This is a genomic window from Ruegeria sp. BK1, assembly GCF_056535645.1.
In genome coordinates this window covers 1,316,898-1,332,146 of record NZ_JBQFIS010000001.1, presented here as the reverse complement: position 1 = coordinate 1,332,146, position 15,249 = coordinate 1,316,898, and the positions used below count along the sequence as shown (strand labels likewise).

Here is a 15,249-nt window from a genome sequence, read left to right as displayed (position 1 = left end):
GACAGATCACCTATTTTGAGGTTCAGGAAACGGAGTTGAGCAATGAATGCCAATCGAATGATCGATATGATCGTGCGTCAGGTGATGCGCCGTCTGGTCAATAAAGGCGTGGACAAGGGCTTTGATATGGCCAGCCGTATGGGCGGCAAATCGGATCAGGGCGGTGATTCAGGCCAACAGAAACAAAGCAGCGGTCCACGCCCTTCTCAAAACATGAGGCAAGCGCAGAAGATGACCCGCCAGATGCGCCGCTTTATGAAGTTCTAGCCAACCGGCTTGAAGTGCTTGGACAGCTTCAACCCCTGTCCCTGATAGTTCGAGGCAATGCCCGCGCCATAGAGTTGCGTGGGCATCTCGGCCATTTTCTCATAGACCAAACGCCCGACGACCTGTCCATGTTCCAGCACAAAAGGGGCCTCGTGGCAGCGCACTTCCAGCACTCCGCGTGAACCCGCGCCTCCAGCGGCCGCGTGGCCGAAACCGGGATCGAAGAAGCCGGCGTAGTGCACCCGGAATTCACCAACCATAGCCAGATAAGGGGCCATTTCAGCGGCATACAAGGGCGGGATATGCACCGCCTCGCGGCTGACCAGAATATAGAACGCGCCGGGATCGAGGATGATGCGACCATCCGTGGTGCGTACCTCTTCCCAGTATTCCTGCGGGTCGTATTCGCCGATCCGGTCCAGATCGATCACACCCGTGTGTGGCTTGGCACGATAGCCCACCAGATCGGTATCGGGCAGTTGCAGATCAACCGAAAAGCCCAGCCCGTCCTGAATCACGGCCGGTCCATCCACCAATGGCGACTCGGCGTGCAGCGCGTTTAGTTCCGCATCGCTTAGCACCGCTTGGCCCTGACGGAACCGGATTTGGTTCAGACGCATTCCGGGCCGCACCAGGACCGAGAATGATCGCGGGCAAATTTCGGCATATAGAGGCCCGGTATAACCCGCAGGCACCCGGTCGAACTCGGTGCCGCCATCGGTGATGGTGCGGGTCAGCAAGTCCAGCCGCCCGGTCGAGCTTTTGGCATTGGCCACGGCGGTCACGCTGTCGGGCAGGGCGAGTGATTCCATCAGTGGCACCAGATAGACGCAACCCTTTTCCAGAACCGCACCGTCGCTAATGTCGATGCGGTGCATCTCGAACTCGGCCAGACGGTCGGCGACCGAGCGCCCTTCGCCTGCCAGAAATGAGGCGCGCACGCGGTAAGCCACTGTTCCCAAACGCAAGTCAAGGCTGGCCGGTTGTACCTGCGGGTCGATTATGGCGGGATCGGCGGTGATCTCACCGCGTGCAATCATGCCTTCGATCTGCTGGTTTGGGCATACACCTGTCATTCCGATCCCCCCTGATGCCAGAGCGGGATCTGGCCTGTCTGCCATAAACGTCGGTGTGATTTGGTCGGGCTAGCAGGACTCGAACCTGCGACCTTCCGTCCCCCAGACGGACGCGCTACCAGGCTGCGCCATAGCCCGACGTTGGAGTGTTCATAACGGTTTTCCCGGCAGGGGCAAGAGGAAAACATTGCCTTTTTCTTATCCCGCCGACCGATTCTCAATTCGGTTCAGAAGGGCGCGCAGGTCACGGGCAACAGGCGCGATCTGACGCAAAAGCTGGTCGTCAAATTCGGTCCGATTCCACGCTTGGGTGGCGATGCCGCCCAGCAACGGCGCCTCATCCAGCTTGTCCAATACAGGCTGCGGCGGCGCGGGTGCTGCGGGCACCGGTGCCTCGGGCAAATCAAGCGAGATCTGCTCTTGGGGCGCGGGCTTTGTTGTAAAGGGAACGACCACGTTGTCGTCGGTTGCGGCGGGCTTGGCCTCATCCTCCAAACCCTGAGACAATGAGGCGACATAGGCCACGCCCTGTTCGCGCAAAATGCGCTGCACGCCTTTGATGGTGATCCCATCCTCGTGCAGCAGCTTTTTGATACCACCCAGCAAGCGCATGTCATTGGGGCGGTAATAGCGCCGCCCACCGGCGCGTTTGACCGGTTTGACCTGCGTGAAGCGGCTTTCCCAGAATCGCAGGACATGGGCCTGAACGCCCAGCCAGTCCGCTACTTCACTGATCGTGCGAAAGGCGTCTGGGGACTTGCTCATGGCGCTGCCGTCCTGATCCTATTTGCGGTTTCCTGCGGCGACGCGATCCTTCATCAGATGCGACGGGCGGAAGGTCAGCACGCGGCGCGGCTGAATAGGAACCTCTTCCCCGGTTTTGGGGTTGCGGCCGATACGGGCAGTTTTGTCCCGAACGCTGAATGTTCCGAAAGACGAAATCTTAACCTGCTCACCCCGCACCAGCGCGTCGGACATATGGTCCAGAACCCTTTCGACCAGCTGTGCGCTTTCATTGCGTGAAAGGCCAACCTCGCGAAAAACGGCCTCGCTCAGATCCATTCGGGTCAGTGTTTTGTCGCCCATGCCAATCCCCCTGTTGATGGTAGAGCATAGGGTCAGGGCAAATTCACTGTCAATATCAATGAATTGCAGGTCTGTGTGTAAGCCGTTTTGCGCCTGTTACCACCGAAGGAGGACTGATCCCCAGGCCAATCCACCCCCGATTGCCTCAGTAACAAGCAAATCACCCGGTTTGAACTGGCCGCGTTGCTTGGCCACGGACATGGCCAAGGGAATCGATGCCGCAGAAGTGTTGCCGTGATCCTGTAGGGTGACTACGACGTGATCCATGGGAACGCCCAATTTCTTGGCGGTGCCCTGAATGATGCGGATATTGGCTTGATGGGGGACAATCCAATCCACATCCTCGTGACCCAAACCCACTTTTTCCAAGCAAGTCTCAGCAGTTGAGGTCAAACGTTCAACCGCCTGGCGGAACAGTTGATTGCCCTTCATCCGCAGATAGCCCGTTGTTTGCGTCGACACGCCGCCGTCTACATACAACAAGTCTTTATAGCGACCGTCGGAATTCAGATCAGTAGCGAGAATACCGCGATCTTCGGCCGTGCCGTCACCTTCTTGGCGTTCAAGAATCAGCGCGCCCGCACCATCGCCAAAAAGCACGCAGGTGGACCGGTCCGTCCAATCCATGATTCGCGAGAAGGTTTCGGCCCCGATTACCAGCACCCGCTTGGCCTGATCCGAAAGGATCAGTGCGTTGGCATTAGTCAGAGCGTAAACGAATCCCGCACAGACGGCCTGAACGTCAAAGGCAAAGCCTTTGGTCATACCCAACCGCGATTGCACCATGGTAGCCGCTGAAGGGAAGGTCAGGTCCGCCGTCGATGTGGCCAGAACGATGGCGTCGATGTCGTCGGCCGTCAGTCCAGCATCGGCAAGCGCTGCTTCGGCTGCCTTTGTGGCCATGTCGGATGTGGTCTCGCCCTCGGCTGCGAAATGGCGGCGTTCGATGCCGGACCGCGTCTTGATCCACTCATCGGACGTATCAAGCGACTTTTCGAACTCGGAATTCGGCACAATTCGCTCTGGCAAATAATGTCCGACACCTACAACAACTGAACGGCCTGCCATGTTGGGGTACTGCCTTTTTTGTTATTCGCCCGCCTTGGACGGAGCTTGGGCGGCATCTTGTGCAAGCTCGACTGTCGATGCAACCCGTGCCGCCAATTTTTCAGAGAACCCGGACTGTGCCAAGGTAAAGGCCAGTTTCACGGCGGCCGAAACTCCGGTGGCATCTGCGCCGCCATGAGATTTCACCACAGTCCCATTGAGGCCCAGGAAAACCCCGCCATTTACACGGCGTGGGTCGATACGTTTCTTCAACCGGTTTAGTGAGGTGATGGCCAGAACCGACGCCAGCCGAGACAGGGGCGAGTATTTGAACGCCTCACGCAGAAGGTCCCCGATCAGGCTGGCCGTGCCTTCGCCGGTCTTGATCGCGACATTGCCGGTAAACCCATCGGTTACAATGACATCTGCCTTGTCACCGGGGATATCACTGCCTTCGACAAAGCCCACGAAATCAAAGCTCGCCTGATCCGCAAAGTCCGTGATCATGGCATGCGCTTCTTTCAATTCAGCGCGCCCCTTGTGTTCTTCGGTGCCTACGTTCAGCAAGCCGATCCGGGGGCGTTCCAGCGCCATGCCGTTGCGCGCGTACGAGGCGCCCATCAGCGCGTATTGCAGCAGATCCTTCGCGTCGGCGCGTACATCGGCGCCCACATCCAACATCACGTTGAACCCCTGCGGGTTGCGCGATGGCCACAGAATCGCGATGGCCGGGCGGTTTACACCCGGCAATTTACGCAGCCGCATCATCGACAGCGCCATCAACGCGCCAGTATTGCCGCAGGACACCGCACCATGGGCTTCGCCCTGGCGCACCGATTCCAGTGTCGACCACATTGAGGTCTGCTTGCCGTGGCGTACAACCTGGCTGGGCTTGTCCTCCATCGTGACCACGTCGGTGCAATCACGAAAAACGACGCGCCCATTCAGGACACGCCGTTTCGCAACAAGTTTGCGCAACTCAGCCTCAGGCCCGTGCAGGATAAACGCGATGTCGGGGTTCTTGTCCGCCGATTTGGCGATCCCCGCCACAACTGCGGCGGGACCCGAATCTCCGCCCATAGCGTCAACCGAGATGGTGATCCGTCCGGTTTGCGTGGGCTGTTCCGTCATGCCTTGGCCTGCGCTTTGAAAGGCTTAGGCCGCGTCTTCGTCCAGGTCGATTTCGTCGGCCTGAGCGACGACTTCACGGTCATCATAGTGGCCGCAGGACGCACATACGTGGTGCGGGCGCTTCAGCTCGCCGCAGTTTGCGCATTCGTTCGGGTTTGCAGCAACCAGAGCGTCGTGTGCGCGGCGGTTGTTGCGACGCGACTTGGAAACTTTGTTCTGTTGGACGGCCATGGTCTCAACCTTTGTCTACTGAGGGTCCGCAGATTCGCTGCCGACCGGGTTTCATTCTTCGTTTTTTACGTGGTTTGACGCGCGTTTAGGGGACGAGCCCCGCAATGTCCAACCCAAATTCCGATGAGCGCGCGAAAATACTGCGATTCTCGACATGTTCAAGCGATTTTTCTGAGGGCGTGCTATGACAGGAAATCAGACCCGTGTCACTCGTCTTTTTTTAGTGCATCGCGCAGGCTGGCAAGTCCGGCAAAGGGTTTTGTATCTTCATCTGTCATCGCCTGTTTGCCCGGCTCTGTATAGTCGGCCTGTTCCAGTTCCGCACCATCTTTGCGCGGGTATTGGGGCAGGGACAGCGACAGCGCCTCGATCATTACAATGGCTGGGTCGATCTCGGACCCCAAGGGCTCCGACTCGTCGCCTTCTGGGATTTCGAACTCTTCCTCATCGGGGTCGGTCCAGTCGGCCAGAAATACCCGCGTGACGGGCACGTCTATCCGGGTCGTCACCGGCTCTAGCGTGACGACGCAGGGCTGGATCACTGTTGCGCCCAGCTTACCTGCGAGTGCCCAGTCGCGTTTTCCTTGCGCGCGGACGTCTCCGACAAAGCTGAGCTTTCGCAGACCCAGCAGGCCCAGGTCATCGCGGATCGCCTCAAGCGCTTTGGTGTCGGGGCGCAGATCGAACGAGGTTGGCGCGTTTTGCGGCAGGTCGGCCACCCGCAGAGATGTCTGGTTGCTCATTCGTTACCCTTTCCTGTGTTGAACCGGGGCTGCGGTTTGATGTAAGCGGATAGGGTCCGCAAGGGACCAAGGCAAGAGGGTGTGCATGTTAAAGGTTGTGAACAGGTTGAAACCGGCGTCCAGAACGCTAGTGCTTGCAGCCTGTGTGGCAGGTATCAGCGCGTGCTCACCTGTGTTCGAGAATCACGGGTACATCCCGCCACCCGAAGACCTGGCCGAGATTCAGGTGGGCGTGGACACACGCGAAAGCGTCCTCGACTCGGTCGGTGCGCCGTCCTCGTCCGGCGTAGTGCGGGATTCTGGGTTCTACTATGTGCGGTCTCGGGTGCGTCACTATGGTCCGAAACGACCCGAAGTGGTCGAGCGTGAGCTTGTCGCCATCAGCTTTGATCAGGGTGGTGTGGTGCGGAACATCGAACGGTTCGGCCTTGAAGACGGGATCGTGGTCCCTCTGGAGCGGCGGGTAACCGAATCGAGCATTCAGAACCGCGGATTCCTGCGCCAGCTGTTCGGCAATATCGGCAACTTCAACCCGGCCAATATTCCGGGCGCGACCAACTAATCAGCCTTCGCCTCTTGTCCGCGTCACAGGATGGTCACACATAATGTGATAGGCACCGAGACGGGATGAAACGGGTCGGTGATCGCCGAATAGAGGACGACCATGGCTTTACTGCTTGGCAAAGGCCGGTATCGCGCCCGGTTGGCATTGACTGGGGCGGACATCGTGGCGGCACAGAAGTTGCGCACTCTGGCCTTTGGAACGGATCAGACGGATCGGGATGATTTTGATCGCCTCTGTGCGCATGTTCTTGTCGAAGATATGCGTTCCAGTGGCGAACTCGTCTGCTGTTTCCGCATGTTGACGATGGAGCGTGGGGACGAAATCGGCCTCAGCTATTCAGCGCAATTTTACGATCTGTCCGCTTTGGAGGAATTTCAGGGGCGCATGGTCGAGATGGGGCGGTTCTGCATTCATCCCGACTGGACCGATCCTGACATACTGCGCGTCGCATGGGGCGCGATGACGGCTTATGTGGATCAGAACAACGTTGAGATGCTGTTTGGCTGTTCGTCCTTTGCCGGGACAGAAACGGCCGAGTATCTGGATGCTTTTGCAATGCTAAAACACCGTCATCTGGCGCCCAAGCGCTGGTTGCCACGGGTCAAGGCACCGGATGTCTTTCGTTTTGCCGCACGGTTGCGGCGTCGGCCCGACGTCAAAAAAGCGATGTTGCGGATGCCGCCCTTGCTGCGCACCTATCTGTTGATGGGCGGCTGGGTCAGTGATCATGCAGTGGTCGATCGGCATATGAACACGCTGCACGTGTTTACCGGGCTCGAGATCGGGGCGATTCCGCCAGCCCGGAAACGTCTGTTGCGGGTGGTGGCTGGGTAGATTCCGTATTTTTGACGAGAACAAGGGCTGGGCGTTGACGCGCCGACCCTGCCGGTTTAGCTGGCGGGCATGGCGAGAATTCCTTTGTTGCAGATGTCCGGCATTTCCCTGACCTTCGGGGGCGATCCGGTGTTTTCCGAGCTTGATCTGGTGGTTCAACCCGGCGATCGCGTGGCGCTGGTGGGGCGCAACGGGTCCGGCAAATCGACCCTGATGAAAGTGATGGCGGGACTGGTTGAGGCCGATCAGGGCGACATCGTGGTGCCTCCGGGCAAGTCGGTCGGTTATATGGAGCAAGACCCGGGCATGGAGGGCTTTGCCACACTGGGCGACTATGCCTCCAGCGGGCTAGAGCCGGGCGAACTGTATAAAGTCGAGCGCGCAGGCGAGGGGCTGAAGTTCGATCCGGCGCGCCTGGTCGAAACGGCCTCGGGCGGGGAGCGTCGCCGCGCGGCATTGGCAAAACTGATGGCCGAAGCGCCAGACCTGATGCTGCTGGACGAACCGACCAACCATCTGGACATCGAAGCGATTGCCTGGCTGGAACGTGAGCTGGGCTCGACCCGCGCGGCTTATGTCCTGATCTCGCACGACCGCGCTTTTCTGCGCGCTTTGACCCGTGCGACCCTTTGGATCGACCGGGGTGCGGTGCGGCGGCAGGAACAGGGGTTTGATGCGTTCGAGACATGGCGCGACAAGATCTGGGAAGAAGAGGATCAGCAGCGCCACAAGCTGAACCGCCTGATCAAATCCGAGGCGAAATGGGCCGTTGAAGGCATCAGCGCCCGCCGCAAACGCAATCAGGGCCGGGTGCGCGCCTTGCAGGCGTTGCGGGCTGAGAAGGCAGCGCAGATCAAACGTCAGGGCTCGGCGGCGATGACGTTGGAGGCAGGGCCTAAATCGGGGCGCAAGGTGATCGAAGCCAAAGGGTTGGCCAAGGCTTTTGATTCAATACCCATCGTGCGGAATTTTGATCTGCTGGTGCAGCGCGGTGATCGTGTGGCCTTTGTTGGCCCCAACGGTGTGGGCAAGACGACGCTACTGAAAATGCTGCTAGGTCAGGAAACCCCGGATGAGGGCGCAGTCACGCTGGGCACCAATCTTGAGGTTGCGGTCTTCGACCAGACCCGCGCCCAGTTAGACCCCGAGATGACCCTGTGGGACAGCCTGACCGGCGATCCCGAAATGCGGGTTTCGGGCAAGGCCGATCAAGTCATGGTGGGCGGACAGCCCAAACATGTGGTCGGCTACCTCAAGGAATTCCTGTTCGATGAACGGCAGGCGCGGGCTGCGGTCAAATCCCTCTCGGGCGGTGAGAAAGCGCGGCTGTTGTTGGCCAAGTTGATGGCCAAGACGTCCAACTTGCTGGTGCTGGACGAACCGACCAACGATCTGGACGTGGAAACGCTGGACCTGCTGCAAGAGCTGTTGGACGATTATGAGGGCACCGTTCTGCTGGTTAGCCACGACCGCGATTTTCTGGACCGTGTCGCTACTACGACCATCGCGATGGAAGGCAATGGCCGCGCCACTGTCTATGCGGGTGGTTGGTCGGATTACATAGCTCAGCGCGGCGATCTCCTGCCTAAGAAGGAAGAGAAATCAAAACCTTCCAAGCCGAAGGTCAAGCAAGAGGCGCAGCCGAAGGCGGGTCTGTCCTTCTCGGAAAAACATCGCCTTGAAAAACTGCCTGCCGAAATGGAGCGGCTTGAGGCCGAGATCGGAAAGCTTGAGGAACTCATGTCCGACCCCGAACTGTTCACCCGCGAGCCGGTTAAGTTCCAGAAAGCGACCGAGGCTTTGGTCGAGCGGCAGGAAAAACTCGCCGCTGCCGAAGAGGAATGGCTGATGCTAGAGGAAAAAGCTGAGGGCGCTTAGGCTGGCAGCACGCGGGCTGGGTTTCCAACCACGGTCTGCCCGGCGACGACATCCTTTGTGACTACGCTGCCCGCGCCGATGGTGGCATTGTCGCCGATGGTGATACCGGGCAACAGGATTGCTCCGCCTCCGATCCAGACATGTTTGCCGATTGTGACAGGCAGGCCGACCTCCAGCCCCTGCGCGCGGTCTGCCGGATCTTTGGCATGTTGGGCGCAATAAATCTGCACATGTGGCCCGAACATCGTATCGTCGCCGATCCGGACCGGGGCCGTATCCAGAACGATGCAACCGGCGTTGAAATAAACTCTGTCACCCAGATGAATGTTCATCCCATAGGCACAGTGAAACGGTGCTTCTAGCAAACAGTCCGCGCCCACATGACCCAAGAGGGCGCGTAGTTCCGGCCCCATGTCGGTGCGCCGGTCCGGTGAACTGGTGTTGTGCGCATGAACGGCGCGTCTGGCTTGATCGCGCAAGGCGTTCAGTTCCGGGTCCAGACAACAATACCACTGCCCGGCCTCCATTTTCTCGCGCTCGTTCATGGCGCAGGTTTACCGCATTCTGAGCGCACCGTCGATGCGGATGACCTCTCCGTTCAGATAGCCCATTTCCACGATGAGCCCGGCCAGCCTCCCATATTCGTGCGGGTCGCCAAGGCGAGCAGGGTTAGGCACATCGGCGGCCAGCTGCTGTTGCACCTCTTCCGGTAGTCCGGCCAGCATGGGCGTCATGAATATGCCCGGTGCAATCGCCATCACGCGGATACCGGTCGAGGCCAGGTCGCGCGCCATGGGCAGGGTCATTCCCACGATCCCTCCTTTTGAGGCCGCATAGGCCGTCTGCCCCTTTTGCCCGTCGAACGCCGCGATAGAGGCCGTGTTGATGATCACGCCGCGTGCACCGTCCGGTTCTGGGTCATTCTTGGCCATCTCAGCCGCCGCAAGGCGCGAGACGTTGAACGAGCCGACTAGATTGATGTCGATGGTGCGCTGAAACGCTTCCAGAGGATGCGGGCCGTCGCGTCCAACGGTCTTGATGCCCAAGGCGATGCCTGCGCAATTCACAGCTGCCGTGACACGCCCCATCTTACTTGTCGCAAATGCAACGGCCTCGGTCACCGATGCCTCGTTGGTCACATCGGTCTGGACAAAGTGACCACCGATTTCGTTGGCGACATTTGGGCCCCGGTCGGCATCGCGGTCCAGAATCGTGACCTGCGCGCCCTGATCAGCGAAGTGGCGCGCGGTCGCCTCGCCCAGACCCGACGCTCCGCCGGTGATGAGTGCGGCTGTGTTGGACAGGTGCATTGCGGGCTCCTTTTCAATATATGAACACCTGTTCAATAACCTGTTGCACCCCTGTCTGTCCAGTGATCGGTTGCAGGGAAGGGGCTGTGACACGAGCAAGTATGAAGGCGTCTTCATGTTTGGCTCATGTGGGGATCACGTCCAATCGCCACTTCGTGACCGAAGAAACTTTGCAATTCGCGTGTTTGGTGAATGGAGGTGCTGTGATGCGAAATGTTTTGAAAGGTGCGGCCGGAGGGCTTTTAGTTGTCCCCTTGGCGAGTGTGATGTTTGTGGGTGAAGCCTCGGCCGCGCCTGAAGTGTGCAATTGGAAAACCGCGCGCGATGTGACCAAAAGCGGGGATTACGCGGCCTTGTGCGACTGTGCGCAGGTGACGCCCAGCTTTTTGGAGCGGTTGCAAAAACAGAGTGATTTTCTGACCACTTTGCAGGTAACGGGCGAACAATGTCCGGGGCTTGCAGGTTTGCTAACAGATGTGCCGACTGCCTCGATCGGATCCAACGCTCCGCTTGGGGAAGATCGTGACAACGAGCAGTCGGCCGATGCAGGGCCGGGTGTCGGCGGTCCGGGCGGTGGCGGAAACTCTGGTGATGGGCCGGGTGACGGTGGCGGCGGCGATGGGCCCGGTGATGGTGGCCCCGGTGACGGGCCTGGTGACGGCGGAGATGGGCCGGGTGATGGCGGTGGCGGCGACGAACCAGGTGATGGTGGCGGTGGCCCCGGCAATGGTGGTGGACCCGGCAATGGCGGCGGTGGTAACGGCGGAAATAATGGCGGTGGCAACGGCGGCGGCAATGGCAACGGCGGAAATAATGGCGGTGGCAACGGTGGCGGAAACGGCAACGGTGGGAACAATGGCGGCCCCGGAAACGGGAACGGCAATGGTGGCAACCCCGGTAACGGCGGTGGCAACAATGGCGGCTCCGGTCCCGGCACCGGTAATGGCGGCGGCAATAACGGTCAGAGCGGTGGCTCAGGCAACGGCGGCGGCGGCAATAATGGCGGTGGCAACGGCGGCGGCAATGGCAACGGTGGGAACAATGGCGGCCCCGGAAACGGTAACGGCAACAACGGCAACCCCGGTAACGGTGGCGGCAACACTGGCGGGTCCGGCCCAGGCACCGGTAATGGCGGCGGCAACAATGGTCAGGGCGGCGGCTCGGGCAACGGTGGCGGCGGAAACGGTAACGGCGGAAACAATGGCAACCGTGGGAACCGCTGAGACAGGCCAAACCTGAAACGACGACGGCCACCCATTTGGGTGGCCGTTTTTCTTAGCGTAGAACTGAGCTTAGCCCAGTTGCACCAGCGCGTGGCGCTTTTTACCCGCGCTCAGTTTGATCGGAGACGACAGCGCACCGGCGTCGATCATCAACCCTGCGTCAGTCAGCGGCGCGTCATCCAGTTTGGCTCCGTTTTCGGCGATCAGGCGCTTGGCCTCTTTGCCGGTTTTGGCCAGGCCTGATTTCACGATCAACTGCACGATCGAAGTAGGTAGATCATCTGCGCGCAGCGTCAGCGTTGGAAGATCATCGCCCACGCCGCCTTTTTCAAACACTTCGCGGGCGGTCGCCGCGGCGGTTGCGGCGGCATCGGCCCCGTGCAGCAGAGTAGTGACTTCGTTGGCGAGGCGGATTTTGGCCTCGTTGATCTCAGATCCTTGCAACGCGGCCAGACGGTCGCATTCATCCACCGGAAGTTCGGTGAAGATCTTCAGGAACCGGCCAACATCCGCATCGGTGGTGTTGCGCCAGAACTGCCAGAACTCATAGGCTGACAGCATGTCACCGTTCAGCCAAACCGCACCGCCCTGCGACTTGCCCATCTTGCGGCCGTCGCTGGTGGTCAGCAGCGGTGTGGTCAGGCCGTATATCTCGTGATCCAATACGCGGCGGGTCAGGTCGATACCGTTGACGATGTTGCCCCATTGGTCCGAACCGCCCATCTGCAGAACGCAGCTATAGCGGCGGTTCAGCTCAAGGAAGTCATAGGCCTGCAGGATCATGTAGTTGAATTCGAGGAAGCTCAGCGATTGTTCGCGGTCCAGCCGCGATTTTACGGACTCGAAAGACAACATCCGGTTGACCGAGAAGTGCCGCCCGATATCGCGCAGGAAATCGAGGTAGTTCAGGCTGTCCAGCCATTCCGCATTGTTCAGCATCAGCGCGCCGGTCTCGCTGTCATCATACGACAGGTACTTGGCGAACACCTTTTGCATCCCGGCGATATTGGCGTCGATCTGTTCGGGGCCCAGCAGGGGGCGTTCATCCGACCGGAACGAGGGGTCGCCGACCTTGGTCGTACCGCCGCCCATCAGAGTGATCGGCTTGTGGCCGGTCTTTTGCAGCCAGCGCAGCACCATGATGTTCATCAGGTGGCCCACATGCAGCGACTGCGCCGTTGCGTCATAGCCGATATAAGCTGTTTGCACCCCGCTGATCAGCGCCTCGTCAAGGCCCTGATAATCGGTGCAGTCGGCGAGAAAGCCGCGCTCGATCATCGTGGCGATGAAATCCGATTTGGGGTGGTAGGTCATATCCGTGCCCTTTGGGTTTATGTTGCGGGGCAGTGTATAGGCGGTGGGGGTGGCAAGGAAAAGGCACCTTTTGCACGAAAAGCGGAGGCCACGCCTGATGTGGCTTGCACTGTCTTCGCGTTACCGTGCAGGTTGAGGCCAACGCGCCGGATCAACGGGCGTGAGGAACACGAGGGCAAACATGGGTCGGGCGATCAGCAAAACGGGCGCAGTTAAGGCATTGGGCGCCATGTCGGGCACGTCTCTGGACGGTGTTGATACGGCTGTGGTCGAAACCGATGGTGTGCGCATTCTGGGCTTTGGTCCCAGCGGATACCGGGCCTATTCAGATGCCGAGCGTGCGGTTCTGCGGGCCGCGCTGGGCCAGTGGCACGGGCCCGAGGTCGATGCCGCCGCCGAGTTGGTCACGGTTGCCCATGCCGAGGCGCTGTCCGAGTTCGATGAAATCGACTTGATCGGTTTTCACGGTCAGACCTTGGCGCATGAGCCGCGCGGGCGGGGGACGTTGCAGGTGGGCGATGGAGACGGTCTGACACAGGCGCTGGGTGTTCCGGTCGTGTGGGATTTCCGCAGCGACGATGTAGCGATGGGGGGCGAGGGCGCTCCGCTGGCGCCATTCTTCCATTTTGCCTGCGCCAAGTGGATCGGGGCGACCGACCCCTTGTGCTTTCTGAACTTGGGCGGGGTGGGGAACCTGACCTATGTGGACCCCAGCTTTGACGGCCCCGAGGCTCCCGGCGCGCTGCTGGCCTTTGACACGGGACCAGCCAACGCACCAGTGGATGATCTGATGCAGGAGCGGCTGGGCCTGCCGATGGACCGGGACGGCGCGCTGGCCCGTCAGGGTGCGGTCGAGGCGGGCGCGCTGGAGCTGTTCCTGTCCGAGCCCTTCTTTAACAAGATGCCCCCCAAATCGCTGGACCGGAACGATTTTGCCGAGATGATCCGACTGGTGCAGGAACTCTCGGACGCTGACGCCGTGGCGACCCTGACCGGCATGTGCGCCGCAGGCGTGATGCAGGGGATGGAGCATTGCCCCAAACCCCCCGCGCGTGTGCTGGTGACGGGCGGAGGCCGCCGCAACCCGGTTCTGATGGACATGCTGCGCGCGGGCCTCGATTGCGCTGTCGAACCGGTCGAGACCGTGGGTCTGGACGGAGACATGCTGGAGGCCCAAGCCTTCGCCTATCTCGCCGTCCGTGTGGCGCGGGGCTTGCCGACCTCATGCCCCGGAACCACAGGCGTCAGCGCGCTTGTGGGAGGAGGCGTAGTGAGTAGTGTCGAGCGTATTGAGGACTCGATTAAGCGTTTTTAGATCACTCTATGTGTCACACCAATAACTATCATTTAGTGTGCTTTATGCAAACAAAGCCTAGATTTATTGGTCTATTGTTGTGAAATGAGTGCACTAAATTCGCGTCAAGTCACATTTTAGTCATTTTCTTTTGTTTGGATTAGATCCTCGAAAATAAACTGGGTGGCGGTATTCGACTAGGCTCGAGCGAGAAGGGTATGCCATCTGAAAACAGTGGAAATTTCCTTGACTACGTGAAGTCATCAGGCGCGGGAGCTTCGCGTCTGCATGAATCCGAAAATAACAAACAATCCATCGGAACTTTGAGCGGTGATCTGCTGATGATCGATGAGTCAGCGGCCGCCAGGGGCAGCAAAGGGCCGCCAGCAGGCATAGGCGGCGGGGGTGAAACCGAAACAGAGGTTGTCACGGACACGTACATCACCGGTCAAGGTGACGGAATCGACGACAGCCTTCAATACAATATTGAAGTCCGGTTTGTAGGTGACTGGCCTGAAGATCTGAAGTCAGTGTTCATTGCGTCCGCAGACTATTTGGCTTCGCTTGTTGATGGCGATATCGAAGACGCTGTCGATGGAGAAGGGAACCTCTACGACGACCTCGTCATCATGGCGGATTTGGATGCCATAGACGGAGAAGGCGGCGTGCTGGGGCAGGCGGGTCCGACCGCAATACGCTCTGATACTGGTTTGCCAGCTTTGGGAGAAATGACGTTCGATGAAGCGGACGCTCTGGCGTATCATGATGCTGGGCAATTCGATGATATTGTTCTGCATGAAATGATGCATGTCATGGGTCTTGGTACGCTTTGGGATTACTACGGTCTGGTATCGACTGTGGTGGACGACAATGGCACCAGACGGCCGACTGATGACATAGTGACCAGCGTTTATACCGGTGATGCAGCGAACTCAGCATATGTCGGCTACTTCACTGAAGACGATTTCTTGTTTGTAGAGACTGACGGTGGGTCGGGCACAGCCGGAGGACACTGGGACGAAGAAGAGTATCAGGATGAGCTGATGACCGGGTATATCGGGTATGTGGCAGATGATGGCTCGTATGATGCCACCAACTATTTGTCAGATTGGTCAGTCGCGTCCCTAGAGGATCTTGGTTATGTCCTTGCGGAAGGTGCGGCTGGCATCGAAAACGAAATCGCACTGGCCTAATATTCTGGTCATAAGCTGCTTGATGACGTCTGGTTGCTAGCCATCCAGAGCAACCGC

Annotated in this window: 17 protein-coding genes and 1 tRNA gene; 7 read left to right on the top strand and 11 right to left on the bottom strand. The window is 59.3% G+C overall.

Annotated features, from left to right (window positions below):
• Window positions 1-42: 42 nt before the first annotated feature.
• Window positions 43-267, top strand: coding sequence for a hypothetical protein (locus ACR3E7_RS06645; protein WP_170788738.1), 225 nt, complete (start codon window positions 43-45; stop codon window positions 265-267).
• On the opposite strand, the gene ACR3E7_RS06640 is transcribed toward ACR3E7_RS06645, so the two are convergent.
• The 8 genes from ACR3E7_RS06640 to ACR3E7_RS06605 form a co-directional block, all read right to left on the bottom strand.
• Window positions 264-1,343: a 2'-deoxycytidine 5'-triphosphate deaminase gene (locus tag ACR3E7_RS06640; protein ID WP_480502510.1), complete on the bottom strand. Its 1,080-nt coding sequence runs from the start codon at window positions 1,341-1,343 to the stop codon at window positions 264-266. The genes ACR3E7_RS06645 and ACR3E7_RS06640 overlap by 4 nt on opposite strands.
• A 61-nt stretch (window positions 1,344-1,404) precedes the next feature.
• A tRNA-Pro gene (locus ACR3E7_RS06635) sits at window positions 1,405-1,481 on the bottom strand.
• Between the two features lie 60 nt (window positions 1,482-1,541).
• A complete protein-coding gene (locus ACR3E7_RS06630) occupies window positions 1,542-2,108 on the bottom strand; it encodes a MerR family transcriptional regulator (RefSeq protein ID WP_170788736.1) in 567 nt (188 codons plus the stop codon).
• Between the two features lie 18 nt (window positions 2,109-2,126).
• Complete coding sequence (gene ihfA / locus ACR3E7_RS06625; RefSeq protein ID WP_480502509.1) at window positions 2,127-2,429, bottom strand: integration host factor subunit alpha; 303 nt, start codon at window positions 2,427-2,429, stop codon at window positions 2,127-2,129.
• Window positions 2,430-2,525: 96 nt separating this feature from the next.
• Window positions 2,526-3,497: a beta-ketoacyl-ACP synthase III gene (locus ACR3E7_RS06620; protein ID WP_170774494.1), complete on the bottom strand. Its 972-nt coding sequence runs from the start codon at window positions 3,495-3,497 to the stop codon at window positions 2,526-2,528.
• 21 nt (window positions 3,498-3,518) lie between these two features.
• Window positions 3,519-4,607, bottom strand: a complete 1,089-nt coding sequence (gene plsX / locus ACR3E7_RS06615) for a phosphate acyltransferase PlsX (protein WP_170774492.1) — start codon at window positions 4,605-4,607, stop codon at window positions 3,519-3,521.
• A 24-nt stretch (window positions 4,608-4,631) separates the two neighbouring features.
• Window positions 4,632-4,838, bottom strand: a complete 207-nt coding sequence (gene rpmF / locus ACR3E7_RS06610; protein WP_037316137.1) for a 50S ribosomal protein L32 — start codon at window positions 4,836-4,838, stop codon at window positions 4,632-4,634.
• A 206-nt stretch (window positions 4,839-5,044) separates the two neighbouring features.
• Window positions 5,045-5,581, bottom strand: coding sequence for a YceD family protein (locus tag ACR3E7_RS06605; RefSeq protein WP_480502508.1), 537 nt, complete (start codon window positions 5,579-5,581; stop codon window positions 5,045-5,047).
• Between the two features lie 85 nt (window positions 5,582-5,666).
• Between ACR3E7_RS06605 and ACR3E7_RS06600 the strand changes: the two genes are divergently transcribed.
• From ACR3E7_RS06600 to ACR3E7_RS06590, 3 genes are all read left to right on the top strand, one after another.
• On the top strand, window positions 5,667-6,143 hold the full coding sequence (locus tag ACR3E7_RS06600) for an outer membrane protein assembly factor BamE (protein ID WP_170774488.1): 477 nt from the start codon (window positions 5,667-5,669) through the stop codon (window positions 6,141-6,143).
• A gap of 102 nt (window positions 6,144-6,245) precedes the next feature.
• Window positions 6,246-6,980: a GNAT family N-acetyltransferase gene (locus ACR3E7_RS06595; RefSeq protein WP_170788734.1), complete on the top strand. Its 735-nt coding sequence runs from the start codon at window positions 6,246-6,248 to the stop codon at window positions 6,978-6,980.
• A 69-nt stretch (window positions 6,981-7,049) separates the two neighbouring features.
• Window positions 7,050-8,858, top strand: a complete 1,809-nt coding sequence (locus ACR3E7_RS06590; RefSeq protein WP_480502507.1) for an ABC-F family ATP-binding cassette domain-containing protein — start codon at window positions 7,050-7,052, stop codon at window positions 8,856-8,858.
• On the opposite strand, the gene ACR3E7_RS06585 is transcribed toward ACR3E7_RS06590, so the two are convergent.
• Together ACR3E7_RS06585 and ACR3E7_RS06580 are read right to left on the bottom strand one after the other, a co-directional pair.
• Window positions 8,855-9,403: a sugar O-acetyltransferase gene (locus tag ACR3E7_RS06585; RefSeq protein ID WP_170782551.1), complete on the bottom strand. Its 549-nt coding sequence runs from the start codon at window positions 9,401-9,403 to the stop codon at window positions 8,855-8,857. The two genes, ACR3E7_RS06590 and ACR3E7_RS06585, sit on opposite strands and share 4 nt — an antisense overlap.
• Window positions 9,404-9,412: 9 nt before the next feature.
• Window positions 9,413-10,168, bottom strand: coding sequence for an SDR family NAD(P)-dependent oxidoreductase (locus tag ACR3E7_RS06580; RefSeq protein WP_480502506.1), 756 nt, complete (start codon window positions 10,166-10,168; stop codon window positions 9,413-9,415).
• A 206-nt stretch (window positions 10,169-10,374) separates the two neighbouring features.
• On the opposite strand from ACR3E7_RS06580, the gene ACR3E7_RS06575 reads away from it, so the two are divergent.
• Complete coding sequence (locus ACR3E7_RS06575) at window positions 10,375-11,391, top strand: hypothetical protein (RefSeq protein ID WP_214648110.1); 1,017 nt, start codon at window positions 10,375-10,377, stop codon at window positions 11,389-11,391.
• A gap of 69 nt (window positions 11,392-11,460) precedes the next feature.
• Here the strand turns inward: ACR3E7_RS06575 and tyrS are convergent, their stop codons facing one another.
• Window positions 11,461-12,705: a tyrosine--tRNA ligase gene (gene tyrS, locus ACR3E7_RS06570; protein WP_170774478.1), complete on the bottom strand. Its 1,245-nt coding sequence runs from the start codon at window positions 12,703-12,705 to the stop codon at window positions 11,461-11,463.
• 181 nt (window positions 12,706-12,886) lie between these two features.
• On the opposite strand from tyrS, the gene ACR3E7_RS06565 reads away from it, so the two are divergent.
• Window positions 12,887-14,020, top strand: coding sequence for an anhydro-N-acetylmuramic acid kinase (locus ACR3E7_RS06565; RefSeq protein WP_480502505.1), 1,134 nt, complete (start codon window positions 12,887-12,889; stop codon window positions 14,018-14,020).
• Between the two features lie 197 nt (window positions 14,021-14,217).
• Window positions 14,218-15,192 carry a leishmanolysin-related zinc metalloendopeptidase gene (locus ACR3E7_RS06560; RefSeq protein WP_170752718.1) on the top strand — a complete coding sequence of 325 codons (975 nt, stop codon included), beginning with the start codon at window positions 14,218-14,220 and terminating at the stop codon, window positions 15,190-15,192.
• Window positions 15,193-15,249 lie beyond the last annotated feature (57 nt).

Coding starts and splice junctions, on each gene's coding strand:
- ACR3E7_RS06645 (WP_170788738.1), top strand. CDS start 43: ATGAATGCCAATCGAATGATCGATATGATCGTGCGTCAGGTGATGCGC.
- ACR3E7_RS06640 (WP_480502510.1), bottom strand. CDS start 1,343: ATGACAGGTGTATGCCCAAACCAGCAGATCGAAGGCATGATTGCACGC.
- ACR3E7_RS06630 (WP_170788736.1), bottom strand. CDS start 2,108: ATGAGCAAGTCCCCAGACGCCTTTCGCACGATCAGTGAAGTAGCGGAC.
- ihfA (WP_480502509.1), bottom strand. CDS start 2,429: ATGGGCGACAAAACACTGACCCGAATGGATCTGAGCGAGGCCGTTTTT.
- ACR3E7_RS06620 (WP_170774494.1), bottom strand. CDS start 3,497: ATGGCAGGCCGTTCAGTTGTTGTAGGTGTCGGACATTATTTGCCAGAG.
- plsX (WP_170774492.1), bottom strand. CDS start 4,607: ATGACGGAACAGCCCACGCAAACCGGACGGATCACCATCTCGGTTGAC.
- rpmF (WP_037316137.1), bottom strand. CDS start 4,838: ATGGCCGTCCAACAGAACAAAGTTTCCAAGTCGCGTCGCAACAACCGC.
- ACR3E7_RS06605 (WP_480502508.1), bottom strand. CDS start 5,581: ATGAGCAACCAGACATCTCTGCGGGTGGCCGACCTGCCGCAAAACGCG.
- ACR3E7_RS06600 (WP_170774488.1), top strand. CDS start 5,667: ATGTTAAAGGTTGTGAACAGGTTGAAACCGGCGTCCAGAACGCTAGTG.
- ACR3E7_RS06595 (WP_170788734.1), top strand. CDS start 6,246: ATGGCTTTACTGCTTGGCAAAGGCCGGTATCGCGCCCGGTTGGCATTG.
- ACR3E7_RS06590 (WP_480502507.1), top strand. CDS start 7,050: ATGGCGAGAATTCCTTTGTTGCAGATGTCCGGCATTTCCCTGACCTTC.
- ACR3E7_RS06585 (WP_170782551.1), bottom strand. CDS start 9,403: ATGAACGAGCGCGAGAAAATGGAGGCCGGGCAGTGGTATTGTTGTCTG.
- ACR3E7_RS06580 (WP_480502506.1), bottom strand. CDS start 10,168: ATGCACCTGTCCAACACAGCCGCACTCATCACCGGCGGAGCGTCGGGT.
- ACR3E7_RS06575 (WP_214648110.1), top strand. CDS start 10,375: ATGCGAAATGTTTTGAAAGGTGCGGCCGGAGGGCTTTTAGTTGTCCCC.
- tyrS (WP_170774478.1), bottom strand. CDS start 12,705: ATGACCTACCACCCCAAATCGGATTTCATCGCCACGATGATCGAGCGC.
- ACR3E7_RS06565 (WP_480502505.1), top strand. CDS start 12,887: ATGGGTCGGGCGATCAGCAAAACGGGCGCAGTTAAGGCATTGGGCGCC.
- ACR3E7_RS06560 (WP_170752718.1), top strand. CDS start 14,218: ATGCCATCTGAAAACAGTGGAAATTTCCTTGACTACGTGAAGTCATCA.